This is a genomic window from Pseudoalteromonas sp. 2CM39R, assembly GCF_023161845.1.
Genome location: NZ_JALNTM010000006.1, coordinates 1 through 18,818, shown reverse-complemented (window position 1 = coordinate 18,818; position 18,818 = coordinate 1). Strand labels below are relative to the sequence as shown.

Below are 18,818 nucleotides of genomic sequence, written 5' to 3'. Positions count from 1 at the left end.
GATGATATGAACATATTTGTTATTTTAATTAGCTTAGTCATTGCTTTGGTGATCATTATTCCGTTACTGGAAAAATACCAAAGTAAAATGGGGCTTGAGAGCGCTACTAAATATAGTAAGTATATTTGGCCACTGGTGATGATCTCTTTGGTTGTGCAGCTTATTTATGTACTCGTAAATTAACTCTGAAATTTAGCACCAAGCAGCTTAGATACAATGGGTAATTCGTGAAACTATTCAAATATCTATGCTGGTTGGTATAATCATCACATACAAAAAAGCCTTTGCGGGTTATCCCTGCAAAGGCTTTTTTATTTAATTATTAAACTCTTTATTTAAGTGCCAACTGAAGCTCTCTGTTACGCTCAAGTTGCGCAATAAAGTTATCAGCAATAGGCTTAAACTTAGCAAGCTCTGAGCGTGGTAATGGCTCAGATTTAGGTAGTTTCACAGTTTTGGGATTACGATGAACACCGTTAACTAAAAACTCATAATGTAAATGTGCCCCAGTTACTCGACCTGTTGAGCCTACAGTACCAATTTTCTCACCTTGTTTGATTTTTTGCCCTGTTCTAACTAGGCGTTTGTTAAGGTGCAAGTACTTAGTAACGTATTGTGTACCGTGGCTTATAAATACGTAATTACCGTTATATTTACTGTAGCCCGCTTTGATAACTTTACCATTACCTGATGATACAACAGGCGTGCCTGTACGCGCAGCGTAGTCAATACCTCGGTGTGCTTTTACTTGTCCTGTAACAGGGTGTAAGCGGCGAGGATTAAAGCTTGAGCTAATATATTTAAAGTTAACAGGTGCACGTAAGAAGGCTTTTTTCATACTACGCCCTTCAGGGGTATAAAAATTACCGTCTGTGTGTCGAATTGCTGTGTAACGTTCGCCTTGGTTTATAAATTCTGCGGCAATAATTTTACCGGTGCCAATAAATTCACCGTCAACAAAATGAGATTCATATATTAAGCCAAATTCATCACCTTTACGGATGTCATTTGCAAAATCCACGTCCCAACCAAATATATCGGCAAAGTTCATGATTTGGCGTTCACTTAAACCTGCAGCGATCGCTGACGTCCAAAAACTGCTAGAAATTTCCCCACCGGCGGTTTTGCTCAGTGTTTCTATTTCTTTGCTGTCAATTGAAGTATCGTATTGGCCTTCGTCATTAAGGGTGACATATAAGGTATCTGTTTTAGATATAACGTAACGTAACTGAGCCAACGAACCATCTTTTGCAGTAGCAAAGCTTAGTGTTTCACCTGGATGAATTTTGGTAAGCTTGCGTGTTTCAGCATTTGTGTTAACCAGTTTGTAAAGCGTTTGCGCAGAAAAACCAGCGCGCTTAAAAATGTTCGCTAAATTGTCACCATTTTTAACAAGGTGATCGACAAAATCATATTCTGGAAGTTTTTGCGCTGCATGCTCTGAATTTAAGTCGGTGAGTTTTTCGTTTTCACCTACTTTTATTTGTAATTCGTAACGCTTACCAATTTCTAGCGTGTTCTCGCTATTGTCTTTGGATGCAGTGGCTTTTTCAGAAGGTAAAAAGGCTAAGGCAACAATAGCAGAAACCAAACCTAGAATAAGCATTTTGTGTTTTTTGGGGAGCGTGTTAACCACGTGGACCATAACGTGCCTTTTTCTGCTGTCAAGATAATAAATAGATTATATTGCAGGATATAACGAATAATCTATGAATACTAGTATTTTGTAGATTTAAACTCGCGTTAAATTAAGCTAAAATCATAGGGTATTCAGGCTGTTTGTGTTTAAAGTTGAATAACAGCACTATTTTATATCCTTGGATACTTTGCTTTTTCATCGTAATGTTAAATTAGCTTTTAAAACGATTTAATAGCGAGAAGTGATTAATTTATAAACTGTTTTTTGGGCTTTTATAAACACCTTTAGTGTATTATTAATCGCTCTTTTATATCCCATTTTAGAACGTACGCCCTGCATTTTAGTTGGTGCAGCGATTAGTTAAAAAAGTTGTTCTAATTAAGTGGAAATTTGTTATGTTAGCTAAATAGTTTTATTTGTTTTGTTAAAACGCGCTAGCAATAAATCGTGAGCATATACACCCCCTTCGTTGTCAGAATTTTTTGGAGTAACACACAGTGGATTTACAAACCGCTCTAGCAGAGATAAAACGCGGTGCAGAAGAGATATTAATTGAAGATGAGTTGGTTGAAAAATTAAAGTCGGGGAAAAAGCTAAAAATTAAAGCTGGTTTCGATCCTACGGCTCCAGATTTGCACCTAGGTCACACTGTACTAATTAATAAAATGAAAACCTTTCAAGATTTAGGTCATGAGGTTATTTTCTTAATTGGTGACTTTACCGGTATGATAGGCGATCCAACGGGCAAAAATGTTACCCGTAAGCCACTGACTCGTGATGATGTGCTTGCTAATGCTGAAACCTATAAAGAACAGGTTTTCAAAATTTTAGACCCAGCTAAAACAACTGTTGCTTTTAACTCTACGTGGATGGAGAAGTTGGGCGCGGCTGGAATGATAAAATTGGCAGCGCGCCAAACTGTGGCACGCATGCTTGAGCGTGATGACTTTAAAAAGCGCTATGCTGGCGGTCAATCTATCGCAATCCATGAGTTTTTATATCCACTAGTACAGGGTTGGGATTCAGTTGCACTTGAGTCTGATGTTGAGCTAGGCGGCACCGATCAACGCTTTAACCTATTAATGGGTCGTGAGCTGCAAAAAGATGAAGGTCAAAAACCTCAAACCGTACTAATGATGCCTTTACTTGAAGGGACTGATGGCGTTCAGAAAATGTCAAAGTCACTAGGAAACTACATAGGTATTACTGATACGCCTAGCGACATGTTTGGTAAAATCATGTCAATTAGTGATGTACTAATGTGGCGTTACTATGACTTGCTAAGTAGCCTTTCTATTGAGCAAATTGCAGCGCAAAAACAGCGTGTAGAGCAAGGCACTAACCCGCGCGATATTAAGATTGAATTAGCGAAAGAGTTAATTGCACGTTTCCATAGCGAAGCCGATGCGCAAGCTGCTCATGATGACTTTATTCAGCGCTTTCAGAAAAAAGCACTACCTGATGAAATTCCAGAGCTGACAGTTAACATTGATGAAGACACTATTCTAATAGCTAACTTGCTAAAAGAAGCTGGCTTAGTGGCGAGTACTTCAGAGGCCATGCGTATGATCAAACAAGGCGCAGTAAAGCTTAACGGCGAAGAAAAAATTACCGATACCAAATTGGAAGTAGCAAAAGGAACAACCGCTATTTACCAAGTAGGTAAACGTAAGTTTGCAAATATTACTGTAGCCTAAAACTTCATAGAGTATAAAAACCAGCTTCGGCTGGTTTTTTTATAACTGATCAAAAAGTTAGAACAGCCCTAATAATTTCAACGCTAACAATAATTAGTAGCCAAAAAAAACGGGCTTGATTTAGGGTGTTGAGTAGCTTTGGCACATCATCAGCACTTGGCAAGCGTTCTACACCGACCCGCATTTTATTGAAACGCTGCTTAATATAAATAGCAGGCCCACCAAGTTGCACCCCTAAAGATGCTGAGTACACACTTAGTAACCAGCCTGTATTGGTTTGATAAAAATGGCGGCCATAATGCTTAATATAATGCATGCTTTTCTTACTGGCTTTAAGTGAAGCTATTGTCAGCGCGAGTAACCGCATGGGTATGTATTCAATAATAAAAAGAATTAGTTTAAGCGGTTTCAAAAAAGAGCTGTCGGGAGCTATATCAGTGCGCCATGCTTGTTGGATTAAGGTAAGCAAGCGGTAGGCGAGAGTAGCAATGGGGCCCACTAGTAAAAAAATGAAAATTACCACAAAATAATGACGGGCCGTTCTTAGTATGACACTTTCCATAACCGCTTTAATAATCCCTGGGTTTGAAAGTGCCTTAACTTCACGGGCTACTAGTGGTTTTAATAATTCTCGAGCAGTTGATTTTTGATTTTTTTTGGTCAATTTCGCAATACGTATCGCTTTTTTATTTATGCTACTGCTTTCTAGGCATAAGTATAAAATAAGACCGGATAGTAGTTCAGGGTAAAAGGCAAACTCCAGCAGCAAAACGACAATAATCATAATCACAGTTAGAACAAGTGTGCTTGCTAATGAAGCGGCTAAATAATGATATTGTTTGCTGTCTGTTTTTTTATAAACACGCTGGCCAATTGCGTTAAAAATTGCAGAAAGTATATGGTTAGGGTGATACCAGCTAACTAAAGGTAAAAAGCGCTCAACTAGGAGCGCACAAATAAATACAATAAAGTCCAAATGATTTTGAACAATATTATTGAGCATTTACAGCGTAACCGCCGTTAACTTTTCTAGTAATGCCACAACCATTTTTGATGAATTAATAGAGGCTGTTTCTAAGTACTCTTCAAATGATTGCGGTGACTCTTTGCCAGCAATATCAGACATTGAGCGAATAACAACAAATGGTGTGTTAAGTGCAAAACACGTTTGTGCAATTGACGCACCTTCCATTTCTACTGCTAGCATTGTAGGGAAGTCATTGCGTGCTTTTTCAATGCGAACAGGGTCACACATAAATGAGTCACCAGTACAAATTAAACCAACAAGCGTTTTTACTTCGCTAATTTGTGCAATTGTTTGCTCGGCGGCTTCTACTAGTTTAGGGTGCGCTGCAAAGCCTGCTGGCATTTGTGGTACTTGGCCAATTTCGTAACCAAATGCGGTTACATCTACATCGTGATGACGAACCTCTGATGAAATTACCACGTCGCCAACGTTAAGCGAAGGATCGAAACCACCGGCAGAGCCTGTGTTAATAACACAATCAGGTTTAAAGTTATCGATAAGTAAAGTGGTTGCAATAGTTGAAGCGACTTTACCAATGCCTGATTGCACTAAAGTAACAGTATTACCTGCAAGCTCACCAGTATAAAACGTAAAGCCTGCTTTGGTTAAAACCTGTGGATTTTGCATCGCTTCGCGCAAAATTTTAACTTCTGGCTCCATGGCGCCAATAATACCAACATTCATAGTGTTAAATTCCTAAATTTGAATAGGCTGATTATACGTGAAGTCTGCTATAAAAAACAAAAAAGCGAGTCATTTAAAATGCTCGCTTTAATACATTGCTTTAACTCAGTAGTTATATTTCAGCAAGGGCAGTTGAATGTGCTTTTGCTTGAGAAGGTGATAATACCGCAGGCTTATGGACTCTAGTACGAGTCGGGCGCGAAGATTGTGATTTAGCAGGTTTGCCTAATTTAAACATAATGGCATCGCGAACTTCACTCGGGCGGTAGCCTGATTTCACTTTCATACGAATATGTGGAATGCCAGCGGCTTCTAATGCACCGTTAACAAACCAATCACGTTGTGCTTTGTGACCATCTTTGTTGGCGTTATTAACTAAGTCAACCGCTGCCACTATGGTCATTTTTTCTTTGTCGACTAGTACAAAGTCGAGCTGTTTATTTTTTGCTTTAGCCAATGCCGCACGTTTAGATTTGACAGATAGACCTTGTTTACAGTCAATCACATCGATTAGTTTAACGCGACTAACAATTTTATATTGATCGCCAACAGCGCGTTCTAATAAGCCTAGAAACGCCCCTTCTACTTGGGTAAATACACTTTGCTTACGAGTAAAAGGATAAGGGTTTCCGCCGTCATCATTAAATTTTGACGCAACCACAGATGCCCCAACAACTAGCACTAATATTAATAATAAAGCGAATTCCATACGGTAACTCCATAACAACAAATTGACACTGCTTTTCTAAAGCAATTTATGTGCCCAAATGGTTGTTATGGCTATTTTATTAGCGAATGGGGATGAGCGCTATTATGCTTTATAACCGCCTTCAATACCTTTTACGGCAATAGCGACGGCATCATGAGCATGTAAAGACTCATAATGGTTAATTTGCAGGAAGTAATCGCTAAACTCTTTTGACTCTAACGTCGTTTTAATTTTTCGTGCTGCGTCTTCACAAAACATCAGGTTTTGACCATTTAAACGGGCAAACTCTTGTTCGTCTTCACGTTTTACCGCAGCTTGTACTGGTGTTTTAAGCTCATCTTCTAGTAAGTTTATTAAGTTAACCACATCAAACTCTTGAATGTTTTGATCTAGTTTTACTTTAACATTAGCAATAGAGCGCTGTGAATGCGGGGTTGCTACAATGCCTTGAGTTGTTCCAAGCCACTCTAAAACCTCAGATTGAGTTAGTGTTTCTTGAGCAAACTTTTCGCTAAACGCATTTTGGATAAGTTGACGAGCAAGGGCTGCAGAGCAGGGGCAGGTTGATGAGTAAGTAACATCAACACTGAGTTCAAAACTAATGACGCCTTGATTTATGGTACTGGTAAGTACAACTGGGTAGCTTTTCCAGCCGGCTTTGCCACTAAGTAATGATTTACGGCGCAGTGGTAATTCAAATTTAAATTCGATTTGTGCTTTATCGCTTAAGCCTTCATGGCTGGTGATAAAGGTATCTAATGCTTGTGCTAAGGTGTGCGGGTTGACCTGCTGCTCAGTTGAGAGGTGATCAAGTGCTAAAAACAGACGCGACATGTGGATGCCTTTGGCGTCTTCTTGGTGTAAATTAACAAAAGCGCGTGCTTTTGCATTAACGGTAACTGGAGCTAAATCAAGAGATTCAAAAATAAAAGGCAGCTCTATATCGCCCATTCCTACCCAGTCTAATTTACCTGTTTGTAATGCGGCAGCCGTGTTAGCAATATCTGGCATAGTCGTTTGCATGATACGTTACTCGTTATTTGCAATATTTAAAACGTCACATTTTACACTAAATAAAGAGTTGCTGAAATGCGGCAAATAACGCCAAACATGAAATTTTGTTGTTTTTATCGCACAACATGAAAATCGCTGATAGAAAATGCTAAAATTAGCCTTTAATCATACTTACTTAAGCATTTAGCTAAGAGAAACACTGATATATGACAGATTCTTCTTTGAACCCGTGGGTTCGAGTTCTTTCCAGTTCAATAACTCGTTTTGGTGAGTTTAAAACTGCAGCTATTTGCTATGCATTATTACTGACAGTATCGCTGGTTTTGTCGAGTATGTTTTACTATGTTGCCATTGGGGAAGTGAACTTAGTTGATATATTGGCTGTAGTATTTTTTACCTCAGTTGTTTCCCCTCTGGTGATTAGCGTACTGCTTAACTCTATTCGGCAACTTGATGCCTCTTATGCCTATTTAGATAGTGCCACAAAACAAGAAAAGCTTTTAAATCAAACTCTCAAAGACAATATTAATCGTTTAAACATTGAAATTGATGAACGTAAAATGGCCTTTCATGCTAAGCATAGAGCAATAGAAGAGCTTAGACGTGAAATTGCAGAGCGTAAAAAAACGCAACAAGAACTCGCGCAGCAAGGCATGTTATTACGCTCCATTGTAGACTCCTCACCAGATTTATTTTATTACCGCGATAACAACGGGGTGTTTGCCGGTTGTAATAAAATGTTTGAAGAGGTGATGGGCAAAACCAGTGGCGAATTAATTGGCAAAGCCGCAGAAGAAATATTTCCAAGCCACTTTTTATCAGAAGTATTAAGAACCGATGAGCAGGTTGAACGCACTCATCAAGGTTTAACTATTGATGTAGAGTATTCTGTAAATGGTGAAATAAGATGGTTTGAACTCAGAAAACTCCCCTTTATAAATGAGCAGGGCGATTACATTGGTCTACTAGCCTTTGGCCGTGATATTACCAGCCGTAAAGAAGCCGCGCAGGCACTGGAAACTGCTTATAAAGATAAAGGGAAATTTATTGCCACATTGAGCCATGAATTACGCACTCCGCTCAATGGTATCGTCGGTTTAACCCGAATGCTATTGGATACTGAACTTAATAAACAGCAGCGTAGCTGGTGTAATACGGTGTTTTCAAGCGCCGAAACGCTGGGTAATATATTTAACGATATTATAGATTTAGATAAAATTGACCGTGAGCAACTCGATATTGCCGCTAACGAAATTAATGTGTCTGACTTTATTAATGACGTGGTTAACTTTGCAGGCCTTATTGCGGAGCAAAAAGAACTTTCTTTTGAAGTAAAACGCTCTGGAATGCTTGATATATACGCTTTACTTGATCCTACACGTTTACGCCAAGTAGTATGGAACTTAATTAATAATGCGGTTAAATTTACCCAGCACGGTAGTGTCACCTTAGATTGTGCTAGAGAAAACCGCGAAGATGGCCCATGGCTTATTATAAAAATACTCGATACCGGTGAAGGGATCCCGCAAGAACAACTTACCCGTATTTTTGATATGTACTACAAAGCGCCCGACCTTAAAGGGACCAATGCGATTGGTTCAGGTATTGGCTTAGCCGTAACAAAAGCGTTAGTAAGTGCTATGAAAGGCATTATAACTGTTAATAGTACTCCCGGAGAGGGAAGTTGCTTTACCGTTCAAATTCCGCTGAATTTATGTAGTGCTCCTACCGAACATAGTTATGTAGGGCGTAGCTTATATATTTTATTAGTGGAAGATGTGCCACTTAATGCTGAAATTGCAACTAACCTATTAGAACAACGTGGACATGAAGTACTGTGGGCTGAAACGGGAGAAGATGCTTTATCGTTTGTAGAAACCGAAGATGACCTAGATTTAGTATTACTTGATATGCAGTTGCCTGATATTAATGGTGATGAAGTAGCAAGACAAATTCGCGCACAAAGCCATTTTGACCCACTTCCTATTGTGGCACTTACCGCCAATGTTCGCAGTGCTGAAGAGGAGCTTGAGGGGATTTCTATTCAAGGGGCGTTAGCTAAACCGATAAACACCAGTAAGTTAGATAATATGCTCGCTGAACTCTTTGGCATTCAACAAGCGCAAGTTGAGGCTCCTCAACGAGTAGTTAATCAAGAGTTATTAAATCAAATTAATACTGACTTGCTAGATGTTGAAACCATTGAAGACTTTGTAAACTCGATGGGCGTTGAAGTATTTAAACGTAGTAGTCAGTTGTTTGCAAAGCTAAATCCGCAATATCAACAAGAACTATTAGGATCATTAAAAGCAGCAGACAGAGAAGAGTACAAATCCGTTGCGCATAAGTTAAAAGGTGCCGCTGGGTCGGTTGGTCTGAATGATGTGCAGTTGCATGCAAAGCAAATGGAACATGGTGCGCTGGAGCAAAGTGATGAAGTATTAACAGTCTGGCTTGATGAATTAGCAGACAAAATAAATGAAGGACAACAGGCCCTTCATTTATTTTTACAGCAATTAGAGTAAAAACTAATTAGCTGTCGATTTTACCAATGAAGCGGTAACCTTCACCATGAATGGTGCTGATTAACTCAGACGTTGAGTTGTCGCTTTCAAAGTGCTTACGGATACGACGAATGGTAACATCAACTGTACGGTCGTTAGCGCGAAGCTCACGGCCAGTCATGTGCTTAATTAGTTGCTCACGGCTGAATATACGACCTGGAGAGTCAAGCATTAAACGCAGTGCTCTGTACTCGCCTTTAGGTAGGCGTTTTGCATCTCCATTGGGAGAAGTAAGGCAACGACTGTTTTCGTCAAGTTCCCAACCGTTAAAGGTGATCACGCCATTGGTTTCAATAGCTGATTCTTCACCACCTAATGCAGTACGCGTAATTAAGTTACGTGCACGAATAGTTAATTCTCGTGGGTTGAAAGGCTTAGTAATATAGTCATCAGCACCAATTTCAAGACCTAAAATACGGTCTACATCGTTGTCACGGCCTGTTAAGAAAATAAGACCAACTTTACGTTTTTGGCGTAACTCGCGAGCTAAAATAAGCCCGTTTTTACCTGGCAGGTTGATGTCCATAACTACAAGATTGACGTCATCGTTATTTGTAAGCTTATCATGCATATCATCGCCATCAATGGCTTCAATAACTTTGTAACCTTCAGCTTCAAATAAACTAACGAGGTTTAGTCTAGTTACGTCTTCATCCTCTACGATCAGAATGACTGGCGTTTGCATCTTTAATTAACCTTTTTGGAGTGTGTTTTATTTATAAAATCGGCGTGATCATCAGAGCCGACTACTAGAATTATAGGATTATATCTAAATGTTAACAAGTAAAAACAGATTAGATATAAACAGCTGCGCGCCAAAACCTACTATGACGTATTATTAAAAACCGCGGCTTAATTGATACTTAACGTTGGATGTATAATTTGAATTATAGAGTCGAAGCCATTTCCCTTTAATAATTGATACATCCATCAACCACCTAAAGATACTTAAAATAATCAGACTAATTCAAAACGGAATTATATCACTTTCCAACTTTTCATCAATGTATGTGATATGTTAAACACAATTAAGTTCATTAATTGTGTGGAAATACAGCATTAATGATACAACTGTTTAGTTGGCTATGTATTAGTATGGTCATAAAGTTGTAATTCAAGAGGGGAATAAGAGTTATTTCGCTTTTTAAAAAAGTGTAATAATAAATCGGGCCCCTTGCTGATACTCGGTATCTAACACAATTTCCCCAGCCAAAGCTTGAGTCACTAAATTGTAAACTAAATGCATTCCTAAGCCACTGGCTCCTTGGCCGCGCTTTGATGTTACAAATGGGTCAAATATTTTTGCTCGTATATTGCTTTCAACACCTAGGCCGTTATCTGTGTAGGTAATTTGTGTTTTTGTTTCTGTTGCTACAATATCAATCTGCACTTCATTGTCACCGCCAGCTACAAATCCGTGTAACAGGGAATTTAAAATTAACTGATGAAAAACTTGCTGAAGTGGCCCTTTTTTACTTTCGACGGTTAAATCTGATGGACAATTTATAAGGACTTTAGGGTTTTTAATTTTTAGTTCTTGCCCCATAGACATTAGAGTATCACTAATTAATTGTTGTATATTAACAGTGCTGGTTATTTCATCATCTTTGATCACTGCAACTTTTTTAAAGTTAGAAATGAGCTCTGCAACGCGGTTTAAGCTGCTATATATTAAGTCTAAGTTTTCGATACCATCGTTAGTAAATTGTTCAAATTGACTCGCAGTTAGTGATTTATTATGAAATTTAACCTGCAGTTCCGCGAGTTTATCCCGCAATAGAGTAGAGCCTGTAATACCAAGTCCAATCGGTGTATTTACCTCATGGGCAACCCCTGCCACCATTTGCCCCAATGAAGCCATTTTTTTGTTTTCGACAATTTGAGTTTGGTATTGGTGCATCTTTTCCAGAGTGGATAACAGCTCTTTATTAGCCTCTCTGAGTGCGATAGTGCGTTGACTTACTTTCTCTTCAAGGTTTGAGTTTAGCTGCTTAATTTCTTGTTTATCTTCTTCATGGCGTTCTATTTGCCTTTGTGTACGTGCAAGCATTACATTTAAGCTATTAGAAAGCCGAGTTATTTCAGTTAGGTTCGTTAAAGGCGCACGTGCATAGTAATTATGTTTTTTAGCTATGTTTTGCAACAACAAGCTTAAGTTTTCTATTGGACTGGCTATCCTTTTTTGTAGCCTTAAAATAATCAAAGAAATAAAAATAAGTATTAAAGCCATAATAACGATATCGATTATAATCTTTTTAGTTATTAGTTGATTTAAGTTATCTAAGCTGCCTCTAATATATACATAGCCGAGCAGCTGTTCATTATTGAGTATTGGGGTAATGTACTCAATATACTCGTCACTAACCTGTGGTTCAGAAAAATCATTAATATTATCTGTTTTAATGGGGACTGGTGGTGATTTTCGGGCATTAAAGCTGGTAAAAAAGACTGGCTTGTTAGATTGCTCATCTAAGGCGTAAATATGTAAATTTGTGACGGATGATACTTGTTGAAGCAGCTTTAAGCGCCTTTCTTCTGCAGGCCTATTTTTATTTAGCAATGAGGGCATCGCGTCGAATGCAATGATCTCTGATACCAACACAAGTTTGCTAATGAGCTGTTTTTTTTGCTCTTGCGCACTTAAATAGGTAGAAATTGAAAGCGATAATAACAAACAGATAGCTGTTATAAGCATGATGGTTTTAAACAATATGCTACGAATGCTATTTTGCTCTACAGTTTTGGGCATTGCGAGAAGGTCATCCGTGTCAATTGTGAGTCTAATGATAATAGTTTAGCAAAAACAGAAAAAAGTGAATTAAAAAGATTAGCTTAATTACACTTTTTATTTTTAGCTAATCTTCTTATGAAACATAAATATGTGGCTAATATAGCCCATATTTATGTTTTGACAGGATATTAATAACTTATTTTAGCTACTGTATACGGCAAATTTGTTGTTTTTGAACACTGTGTGGTAGCTATCAAATTGGGTTTCTAAAATTGGTGGATATTTCAAAAAGCTATTAGCCACTATGGTCAGTTTGCCTGCCTTAGTCAAATGTTGCTTTGCATGGGTTAAAAAAGATTCCGCAACGCTGTAGTCAGTTGCAATCCCGGTATGAAATGGCGGGTTGCTAATAATTAAATCAAACTTGCCAGTAATATTATTTAAACCATCACTGAGTATGGCTTCACCGTTTACATTATTTAGCTTAAGCGTTTGCGTTGTTGCATAGGCTGCAAGTGCACTTACGTCACTACAGGTAAATGTCAGTGCTGGATTTTTTAGCCCTAAAAAAGTAGCAATAAGTCCTGCGCCACAACCAAAATCAAGGACTTTCCCATGTTTTAAGTTAGGAGCATTCTCTAATAGCATTTTCGTTCCAGCATCTAGTGCACCATGGTTAAACACACCAGGAATACTGACTGCTGTAAACTCAATATCGCTCACACATACCGTAAACTCTTTATGGTAAGTGCTAATATCAAACGCGCTATTAATAGTGAGCTCTGAAAATGAATATAAAACACAGTGTTTTGCTGAGTCTATTTTATTACTAAATTCAGCCTTACCGGCGAGTTGCTTTTCAATTGACTTAACACCGCTCTTGTTTTCGCCAACAACGAGTAGCTCTGCATCTTTGCTTATCACAGCACGTATGTTGTCTAACGCCATTAATAGCTCAGGTTTAGATTTAGGGTAATAAAGTATTACCAAATCATAATCGCCCGAATTAATTGTGTGGCTGATGGTTACGTCAATACCCGATATGTTTTTTGCAAATTCACCATTAGCGTGGTTATAACTAAAAGCGGTTATTTTACTTTGTGGATTGAGCGTTTTTAGCTCATTTAAAAAGCCATCTTGAACAAAGTTGACCACCAATATTGATTTACCTTTTAACTCTTCACTGTTACGAAGTAATAGTAGGCTCGGATTGGTTAATACGCTCATAAATGGCTTTACCTTACTTGATTATTTAATTAACGGTTACTTAGTACGTTCGAACATTAAATCCCATACGCCATGACCTAAACGCTGACCACGCTGTTCAAATTTAGTCAAAGGACGTAAATCAGGACGAGGTACATAGTCGTTAGTCTCAGATTGGTTTTTGTAACCTGGAGCTGCTTGCATTACTTCTAACATATGCTCTGCATAGTTTTCCCAATCGGTTGCCATGTGAAATACGCCACCGATTTTTAATTTAGAGCGGAGTTTTTCAGCAAACTCAGTTTGTACTATGCGACGCTTGTGGTGACGCTTTTTGTGCCATGGATCAGGAAAAAATAACTGCAAGGTTGATAAGCTTTCATCGCTTATACAATCAGCAAGAACTTCTACTGCATCGTGTTCAAATACGCGCAGATTAGTAACGCCAGCTTCGTCAGCATCCATTAAACATGCGCCAACGCCTGGGCGATGAACTTCTATGCCGATAAAGTTAAGGTGTGGTGCATTTTTTGCCATTTCAACTAATGACTTACCCATACCAAAACCAATTTCTAGCACTACATCATTGTCATTGCCAAAAACTTCGCTTAAATCAAGTCGGCCGTTTTTATGTTCAAGCCCCATTGTTGGCCAGCATTTTTCGATTGCAGCAGCTTGGCCTTTGGTTAATCGGCCTTCGCGTTTTACAAAACTGCGAATAGTGCGGATATACTTACCTTCTTGCTTAGCTTGCTCAAGGTTGTTGTTACTTGATTCACTCATATTATTGGCCTGACAAAACAATGTGTTTAAAAATGGTTGCGTATTATCCCTGACCAGCGCTAGGTTGACAAGCATTAGGGCGTTATAGCTTGATCTTTTCAGTCACTACAATAGACTGAGCCGCCATTGAGCATTAGTAAAAAATTAAATATGTTGGATTTAAAAAAACAGCAGTCAGCTTGGTTTTCCAACCAAGTAGTTGACTGGTATCACCTTCATGGGCGCAAAACGTTACCATGGCAATTAGCTAAAACGCCTTATAAAGTGTGGGTATCTGAGGTGATGTTACAGCAAACTCAGGTTGTCACTGTTATTCCTTATTTTGAAAAGTTTATGCAAAGCTTTCCCGATATTATTGCTTTAGCAAATGCTGATGAAGATCAAGTTTTGCATCATTGGACAGGTTTAGGTTATTACGCTCGTGCACGCAATTTACATAAAACCGCTAAAATAGTTCGAGATAAATACCAAGGTCAGTTTCCTAGCACGCTTGAAGAAGTAATGGATTTACCCGGAATAGGGCGCTCTACTGCTGGTGCTGTTTTATCATTATCTTTGGGGCAGCATTACCCTATTCTTGATGGTAATGTTAAAAGAGTGCTTGCTCGGTTTTTCATGGTTGAAGGTTGGTATGGAGTCAAAAAGGTAGAAAATCAGCTTTGGCATTTAAGTGAACAACTCACTCCTAAAAATAATGTAACAGAGTTTAATCAAGCTATGATGGATTTAGGTGCAAGCTTATGTTCGCGCAGCCGCTTTGATTGTGAGGCGTGCCCGTTAAATAGTCGTTGTGGTGCGTTTAACGCAGGTAAAGTTAAGGAGTTCCCTCACTCTAAACCTAAAAAAGCAGTGCCTAAAAAAAGTTGCCACCAGTTAATTATTAAACATAACGACAAAGTGCTTATGGAAAAACGCCCAAACAGTGGTATCTGGGGCGGATTGTTTGGATTTTTTGAATTTAATGAGTACAGCGAGCTCGAAACTTTTTTAGCGCAACAAGGGCTTAAAAGTGACCTTAATGAAGTAGCGCCTTTTACTCATGTATTTTCACATTTTGAGCTTACGATTAACCCGCATGTACTTAATATTGAAAAAGCTCCTGATGTTGTTAATGACAAGCAGTTGGTATGGTATCCACTCGATCAATCAATAGAAGTAGGGTTAGCTGCACCGACTAAAAAGTTGGTTAAACAAATTACGGCAATAGTATAGAATAGCGATATATTTAGCATTAAGGGGAACAATCATGGCACGTACAGTATTTTGTCAAAAGTTACAAAAAGAGGCCGAAGGCCTTGGTTTTCAGTTATACCCTGGTGAACTTGGTGAGAAAATTTTTAATAATATTTCTAAAGAAGCCTGGGGGCAATGGCAGCATAAACAAACTATGCTGATCAATGAAAAGCATTTAAACATGATGGATCCAGAGCATCGTACTTTTTTAGAAGAGCAAATGGTTGGCTTTTTATTTGAAGGTAAAGAAGTTGAGATTGAAGGTTATAAGCCAGTAGAAAAATAAATTAACTGTGCTTAGGTTAATTAATAAAAAAGGGCTATAAGCCCTTTTTTATTGCGTTAGCAAACGTTCTTAGTAACATATACTATTTAGTTAAATAAGTTCGTTCTGTTCCTCATTATTTTTAATTTGCTCTTTTAAGAACTGCGCTGCTCTTGAGAATTCAATTTCGAGCCCATCTCTCATCTTAATTAACTCATCAGCACTTACTTCATCGCTCTTGCACTTATCTTCAAATGACTGCGCTAAATCAGCAACAATATTAGCTCCTACTGTTTTTGATATAGATTTTAATTGATGGCAGGCAGATAAAATTTCAGCTTTGTTACTTTGCAACACAGCAAAGTTAATCGCTTTAATTTGTTCTTGGCTCTGTTCTAAATACATTTTAAAGAAGCGGATTATTTTAGCATCATCGCCATTTATGTACTTATTCGCTGATTCCATATCTATAGGCATAACAGACTTTTCGGCCGAATTCACCTGTTGTGGTTGTTCGCTGTATAAATCACTCCATTGCTTTAATGTGTCTTCAAGTGAATTAAGCTCAATAGGTTTAGTAATAAAGTCGTTAATACCCACTGCTAAACATCGCTCTCTCTCTCCCTTTAGAGCATTGGCAGTAACAGCAATAATATAAGGTTGTGCGTCAATTGATTCGAGTAATGAAGCTTCTTCTCTAATTTTTTCAACCATGTCGTAGCCAGACATTTTTGGCATATGTAAATCGGTTAAAATGAGCGAGTAGCTATTTTTACGCCACATATCTAAACCTTCTTCACCGTTATTAGCTACCTCTACACTGTAACCTAGTATATGTAGTTGTTCGGTGAGTACCTCTTGGTTCAATCGGTTATCTTCTACCAATAATACCAGCCTATTTGCAGCGAGTGCCTCTTCTGAACTTAGGTAGTGATTCATCGTTCTGGCTTTTTTAATTTGCTTAGGCTTATGTAAGCCGGCAGCCACTAAAATTGAAAGCATAAAGTTAGATTTACACAAAGGGGAGGCGTTAATATAAAAAATATTTTTATGGTTAATAACCGCTTCATCTAACTTACTTAATACCACCATTTGTTGGTTATTATCTTCTAATGAGTAAAGTAAACTTCTTAGTAGGGTACTAATACTACTCATGTCATCAATACCATCAACAACCCAAATAATATCCTTGGTTTCTTGATGAGCTTCTATATCTTGCTGCTCATGAGCATAGGTTATTTTAGCTCCCATAAATGACAAGTAACGGTAAATTACTTTGCCGCGTTCTGCGTTGTTACTAACAACAATGACATGTTTACCATTAAGTGTATTTTTATTGGCAAATTCAATTTTACCTGCGGTTGAAAAGGGCAGTTCAACAGTAAACTCACTACCTATCCCTTCATGACTTGTTACATGAATGGTACCAAGCATTAGCTCAGTTAAGCTTTTACAAATTGAAAGCCCAAGCCCTGTACCACCGAACTCTCGCGTAATTGAGCTTTCTGCTTGGGTGAACGGGTTAAAGATTTTTCTCAACTGAGATTGACTCATTCCTTTACCGTTATCACTTACGCAAAAACGCAATGTAAAGTGATCGGCGGTGTTATGTGCTACTTCTACTGATATTCTTACTTTCCCCTGGGTTGTACCATTGGTGCTGGTAAACTTGATGGCATTACTACATAAGTTATATAGCACTTGGCGCACTCTAACAGAGTCACCCTTAAGGTTGTTGGGTATATCGGGGGCAATTGATAAATCGAGTTCTAGGTGGCGATTTTTAGCAACCGACGATAACACCTTAGCAACTTCTTCTAGCGTATCGGCAACGGAAAACGGAACTGGATCTATATTGAGCTTTCCAGCCTCAATTTTAGAAAAATCTAAAATATCATCTAAAATACTTAATAACGAAAATGCTGATTCACGAATAATAGTACTTAAACGTTGCTGGGCACCATCAAGCTCTGTTTGACGAAGTAAATCAATAGTGCCAATTACGCCATTCATTGGTGTTCTTATTTCATGACTCATAGTGGCTAAAAAGGTGGTTTTAGTTTCGCTGGCTTTTAATGCTTTTTGAGTTTGCTTTTCTAATTCAAATGTTCTGCTTTGTACTTCTGTTTCAAGGCTAGTTTGTAGTTTTTTTAATTCTTTTTGTGCAGCCTGATCGTCAGCTTGAACCGTACTTACTTTTTTTAGCAGCAAGTTAATTTGTTGAGCAACGGTTTCTAATCCGCCTTCGAGTCGCTCATTAAGCGTGCTTTGATAGTTATCATTTTGTGTAATTGCTTTGAGTTCTTGAGTGAGAGAGTCGGTATTTTTATGTAATCGTTTATTAATATGCTTATTAAACGTAATAGCTAACGCAAACAGCACTATCAGAGCAACAATAGCGGCAAGGTACGCATTCATAAATAAGTTTTGTGTAGATGATGCAATTAAAGGTTGTTTTTGCTCAATAATAAGCTCAGCAATTACCTCCCCATTTACTGAAATAACATGATGTAATATGCCTTGCTCCTTTACATACTCATTAATAGCTAAAGGCTCAATTAAATTACTATTATTGCTATAAACCAACTCGGTTTTATTGTTCGGATTAAAGCGGTGCAGGGTATATTTAAAATTATTATTGAGTAAGCTTGCGGTATCAAGAAGTGATTTGACTTTGTCTTGCTCGTGTATAGTTAGTGCTTCTACTATGGGTTGCTCAAGACGCTCAGCAAGTTTTGTTACCTTGATGGTTGAAACAGGGTTAACTTCTTTGTGCTCAGTATTGCTTTGTGAGTAAAGCGAATAGGCGACTATAAATAATGTGGCAGTTATAAGGTTACTAACTAAAAATAAAGGTAGTAAGCCTTTGATTGCTGGAGAAAACTTACCCTGCATGAATTTTCCTATCGTGGTATTATTAGAACGGTAAGCCTGTACCGAAAGTTATATACCAATCGTAACACCTAAAAAAAATAATTCACTACGTTTTTTAAAGTCTTTTGTTGAATAAATGCACTGCATTAACGAGAAACGTCGCTAGTTGTTTGAAAACCGTTCAAACAGTTGCAAAGGATAAAAAAAAAGTTGACTTGTAAGGGCAAAACTCGTTTAATACGCCGCACGCCCAGATAGCTCACTAAGAAGTGTCTTGTGGGAGTTGCATTAAAAATCAGGTAAGATTTTTAATTTGCACTGTTTAAGTGCCTCGATAGCTCAGTTGGTAGAGCAGAGGATTGAAAATCCTCGTGTCCCTGGTTCGATTCCGG

At 38.2% G+C, this 18,818-nt stretch carries 15 protein-coding genes; 5 read left to right on the top strand and 10 right to left on the bottom strand.

Annotation, left to right across the window (positions count from 1 at the left end):
• Positions 1 to 6 precede the first annotated feature (6 nt).
• Positions 7 to 183, top strand: a complete 177-nt coding sequence (locus MTF66_RS14610; protein WP_010390817.1) for a hypothetical protein — start codon at positions 7 to 9, stop codon at positions 181 to 183.
• 148 nt (positions 184 to 331) lie between these two features.
• Here MTF66_RS14610 and MTF66_RS14605 read toward each other — a convergent pair whose 3' ends face one another.
• Positions 332 to 1,645: a peptidoglycan DD-metalloendopeptidase family protein gene (locus tag MTF66_RS14605; protein WP_010390821.1), complete on the bottom strand. Its 1,314-nt coding sequence runs from the start codon at positions 1,643 to 1,645 to the stop codon at positions 332 to 334.
• Positions 1,646 to 2,136: 491 nt separating this feature from the next.
• On the opposite strand from MTF66_RS14605, the gene tyrS reads away from it, so the two are divergent.
• The gene (tyrS, locus tag MTF66_RS14600) at positions 2,137 to 3,336 is read left to right on the top strand and encodes a tyrosine--tRNA ligase (RefSeq protein ID WP_010390824.1); all 1,200 of its coding nucleotides are present in this window, start codon (positions 2,137 to 2,139) and stop codon (positions 3,334 to 3,336) included.
• A 49-nt stretch (positions 3,337 to 3,385) separates the two neighbouring features.
• On the opposite strand, the gene MTF66_RS14595 is transcribed toward tyrS, so the two are convergent.
• The 4 genes from MTF66_RS14595 to folE2 form a co-directional block, all read right to left on the bottom strand.
• Positions 3,386 to 4,339, bottom strand: a complete 954-nt coding sequence (locus MTF66_RS14595; protein WP_138622808.1) for a regulatory signaling modulator protein AmpE — start codon at positions 4,337 to 4,339, stop codon at positions 3,386 to 3,388.
• Positions 4,340 to 5,047, bottom strand: a complete 708-nt coding sequence (mtnN, locus tag MTF66_RS14590) for a 5'-methylthioadenosine/S-adenosylhomocysteine nucleosidase (RefSeq protein ID WP_010390828.1) — start codon at positions 5,045 to 5,047, stop codon at positions 4,340 to 4,342.
• 112 nt (positions 5,048 to 5,159) lie between these two features.
• The gene (locus tag MTF66_RS14585; RefSeq protein WP_010390829.1) at positions 5,160 to 5,756 is read right to left on the bottom strand and encodes a DUF2726 domain-containing protein; all 597 of its coding nucleotides are present in this window, start codon (positions 5,754 to 5,756) and stop codon (positions 5,160 to 5,162) included.
• A gap of 102 nt (positions 5,757 to 5,858) precedes the next feature.
• Positions 5,859 to 6,779, bottom strand: coding sequence for a GTP cyclohydrolase FolE2 (gene folE2 / locus MTF66_RS14580; RefSeq protein ID WP_010390830.1), 921 nt, complete (start codon positions 6,777 to 6,779; stop codon positions 5,859 to 5,861).
• 197 nt (positions 6,780 to 6,976) lie between these two features.
• On the opposite strand from folE2, the gene arcB reads away from it, so the two are divergent.
• On the top strand, positions 6,977 to 9,295 hold the full coding sequence (gene arcB / locus MTF66_RS14575) for an aerobic respiration two-component sensor histidine kinase ArcB (protein WP_138570914.1): 2,319 nt from the start codon (positions 6,977 to 6,979) through the stop codon (positions 9,293 to 9,295).
• A gap of 7 nt (positions 9,296 to 9,302) precedes the next feature.
• Here the strand turns inward: arcB and arcA are convergent, their stop codons facing one another.
• From arcA to trmB, 4 genes are all read right to left on the bottom strand, one after another.
• The gene (arcA, locus tag MTF66_RS14570) at positions 9,303 to 10,019 is read right to left on the bottom strand and encodes a two-component system response regulator ArcA (protein WP_008110444.1); all 717 of its coding nucleotides are present in this window, start codon (positions 10,017 to 10,019) and stop codon (positions 9,303 to 9,305) included.
• Positions 10,020 to 10,478: 459 nt separating this feature from the next.
• A complete protein-coding gene (locus tag MTF66_RS14565; protein ID WP_138622812.1) occupies positions 10,479 to 12,083 on the bottom strand; it encodes an ATP-binding protein in 1,605 nt (534 codons plus the stop codon).
• Between the two features lie 183 nt (positions 12,084 to 12,266).
• Positions 12,267 to 13,292: a methyltransferase gene (locus MTF66_RS14560; protein WP_138622814.1), complete on the bottom strand. Its 1,026-nt coding sequence runs from the start codon at positions 13,290 to 13,292 to the stop codon at positions 12,267 to 12,269.
• Positions 13,293 to 13,328: 36 nt separating this feature from the next.
• The gene (gene trmB, locus MTF66_RS14555) at positions 13,329 to 14,054 is read right to left on the bottom strand and encodes a tRNA (guanosine(46)-N7)-methyltransferase TrmB (RefSeq protein ID WP_138622816.1); all 726 of its coding nucleotides are present in this window, start codon (positions 14,052 to 14,054) and stop codon (positions 13,329 to 13,331) included.
• Positions 14,055 to 14,204: 150 nt separating this feature from the next.
• Between trmB and mutY the strand changes: the two genes are divergently transcribed.
• On the top strand, positions 14,205 to 15,266 hold the full coding sequence (gene mutY / locus MTF66_RS14550; RefSeq protein WP_138622818.1) for an A/G-specific adenine glycosylase: 1,062 nt from the start codon (positions 14,205 to 14,207) through the stop codon (positions 15,264 to 15,266).
• 34 nt (positions 15,267 to 15,300) lie between these two features.
• A complete protein-coding gene (locus MTF66_RS14545) occupies positions 15,301 to 15,573 on the top strand; it encodes an oxidative damage protection protein (protein WP_008110439.1) in 273 nt (90 codons plus the stop codon).
• A gap of 90 nt (positions 15,574 to 15,663) precedes the next feature.
• Here MTF66_RS14545 and MTF66_RS14540 read toward each other — a convergent pair whose 3' ends face one another.
• Complete coding sequence (locus MTF66_RS14540; protein ID WP_138622820.1) at positions 15,664 to 18,447, bottom strand: ATP-binding protein; 2,784 nt, start codon at positions 18,445 to 18,447, stop codon at positions 15,664 to 15,666.
• Positions 18,448 to 18,818 lie beyond the last annotated feature (371 nt).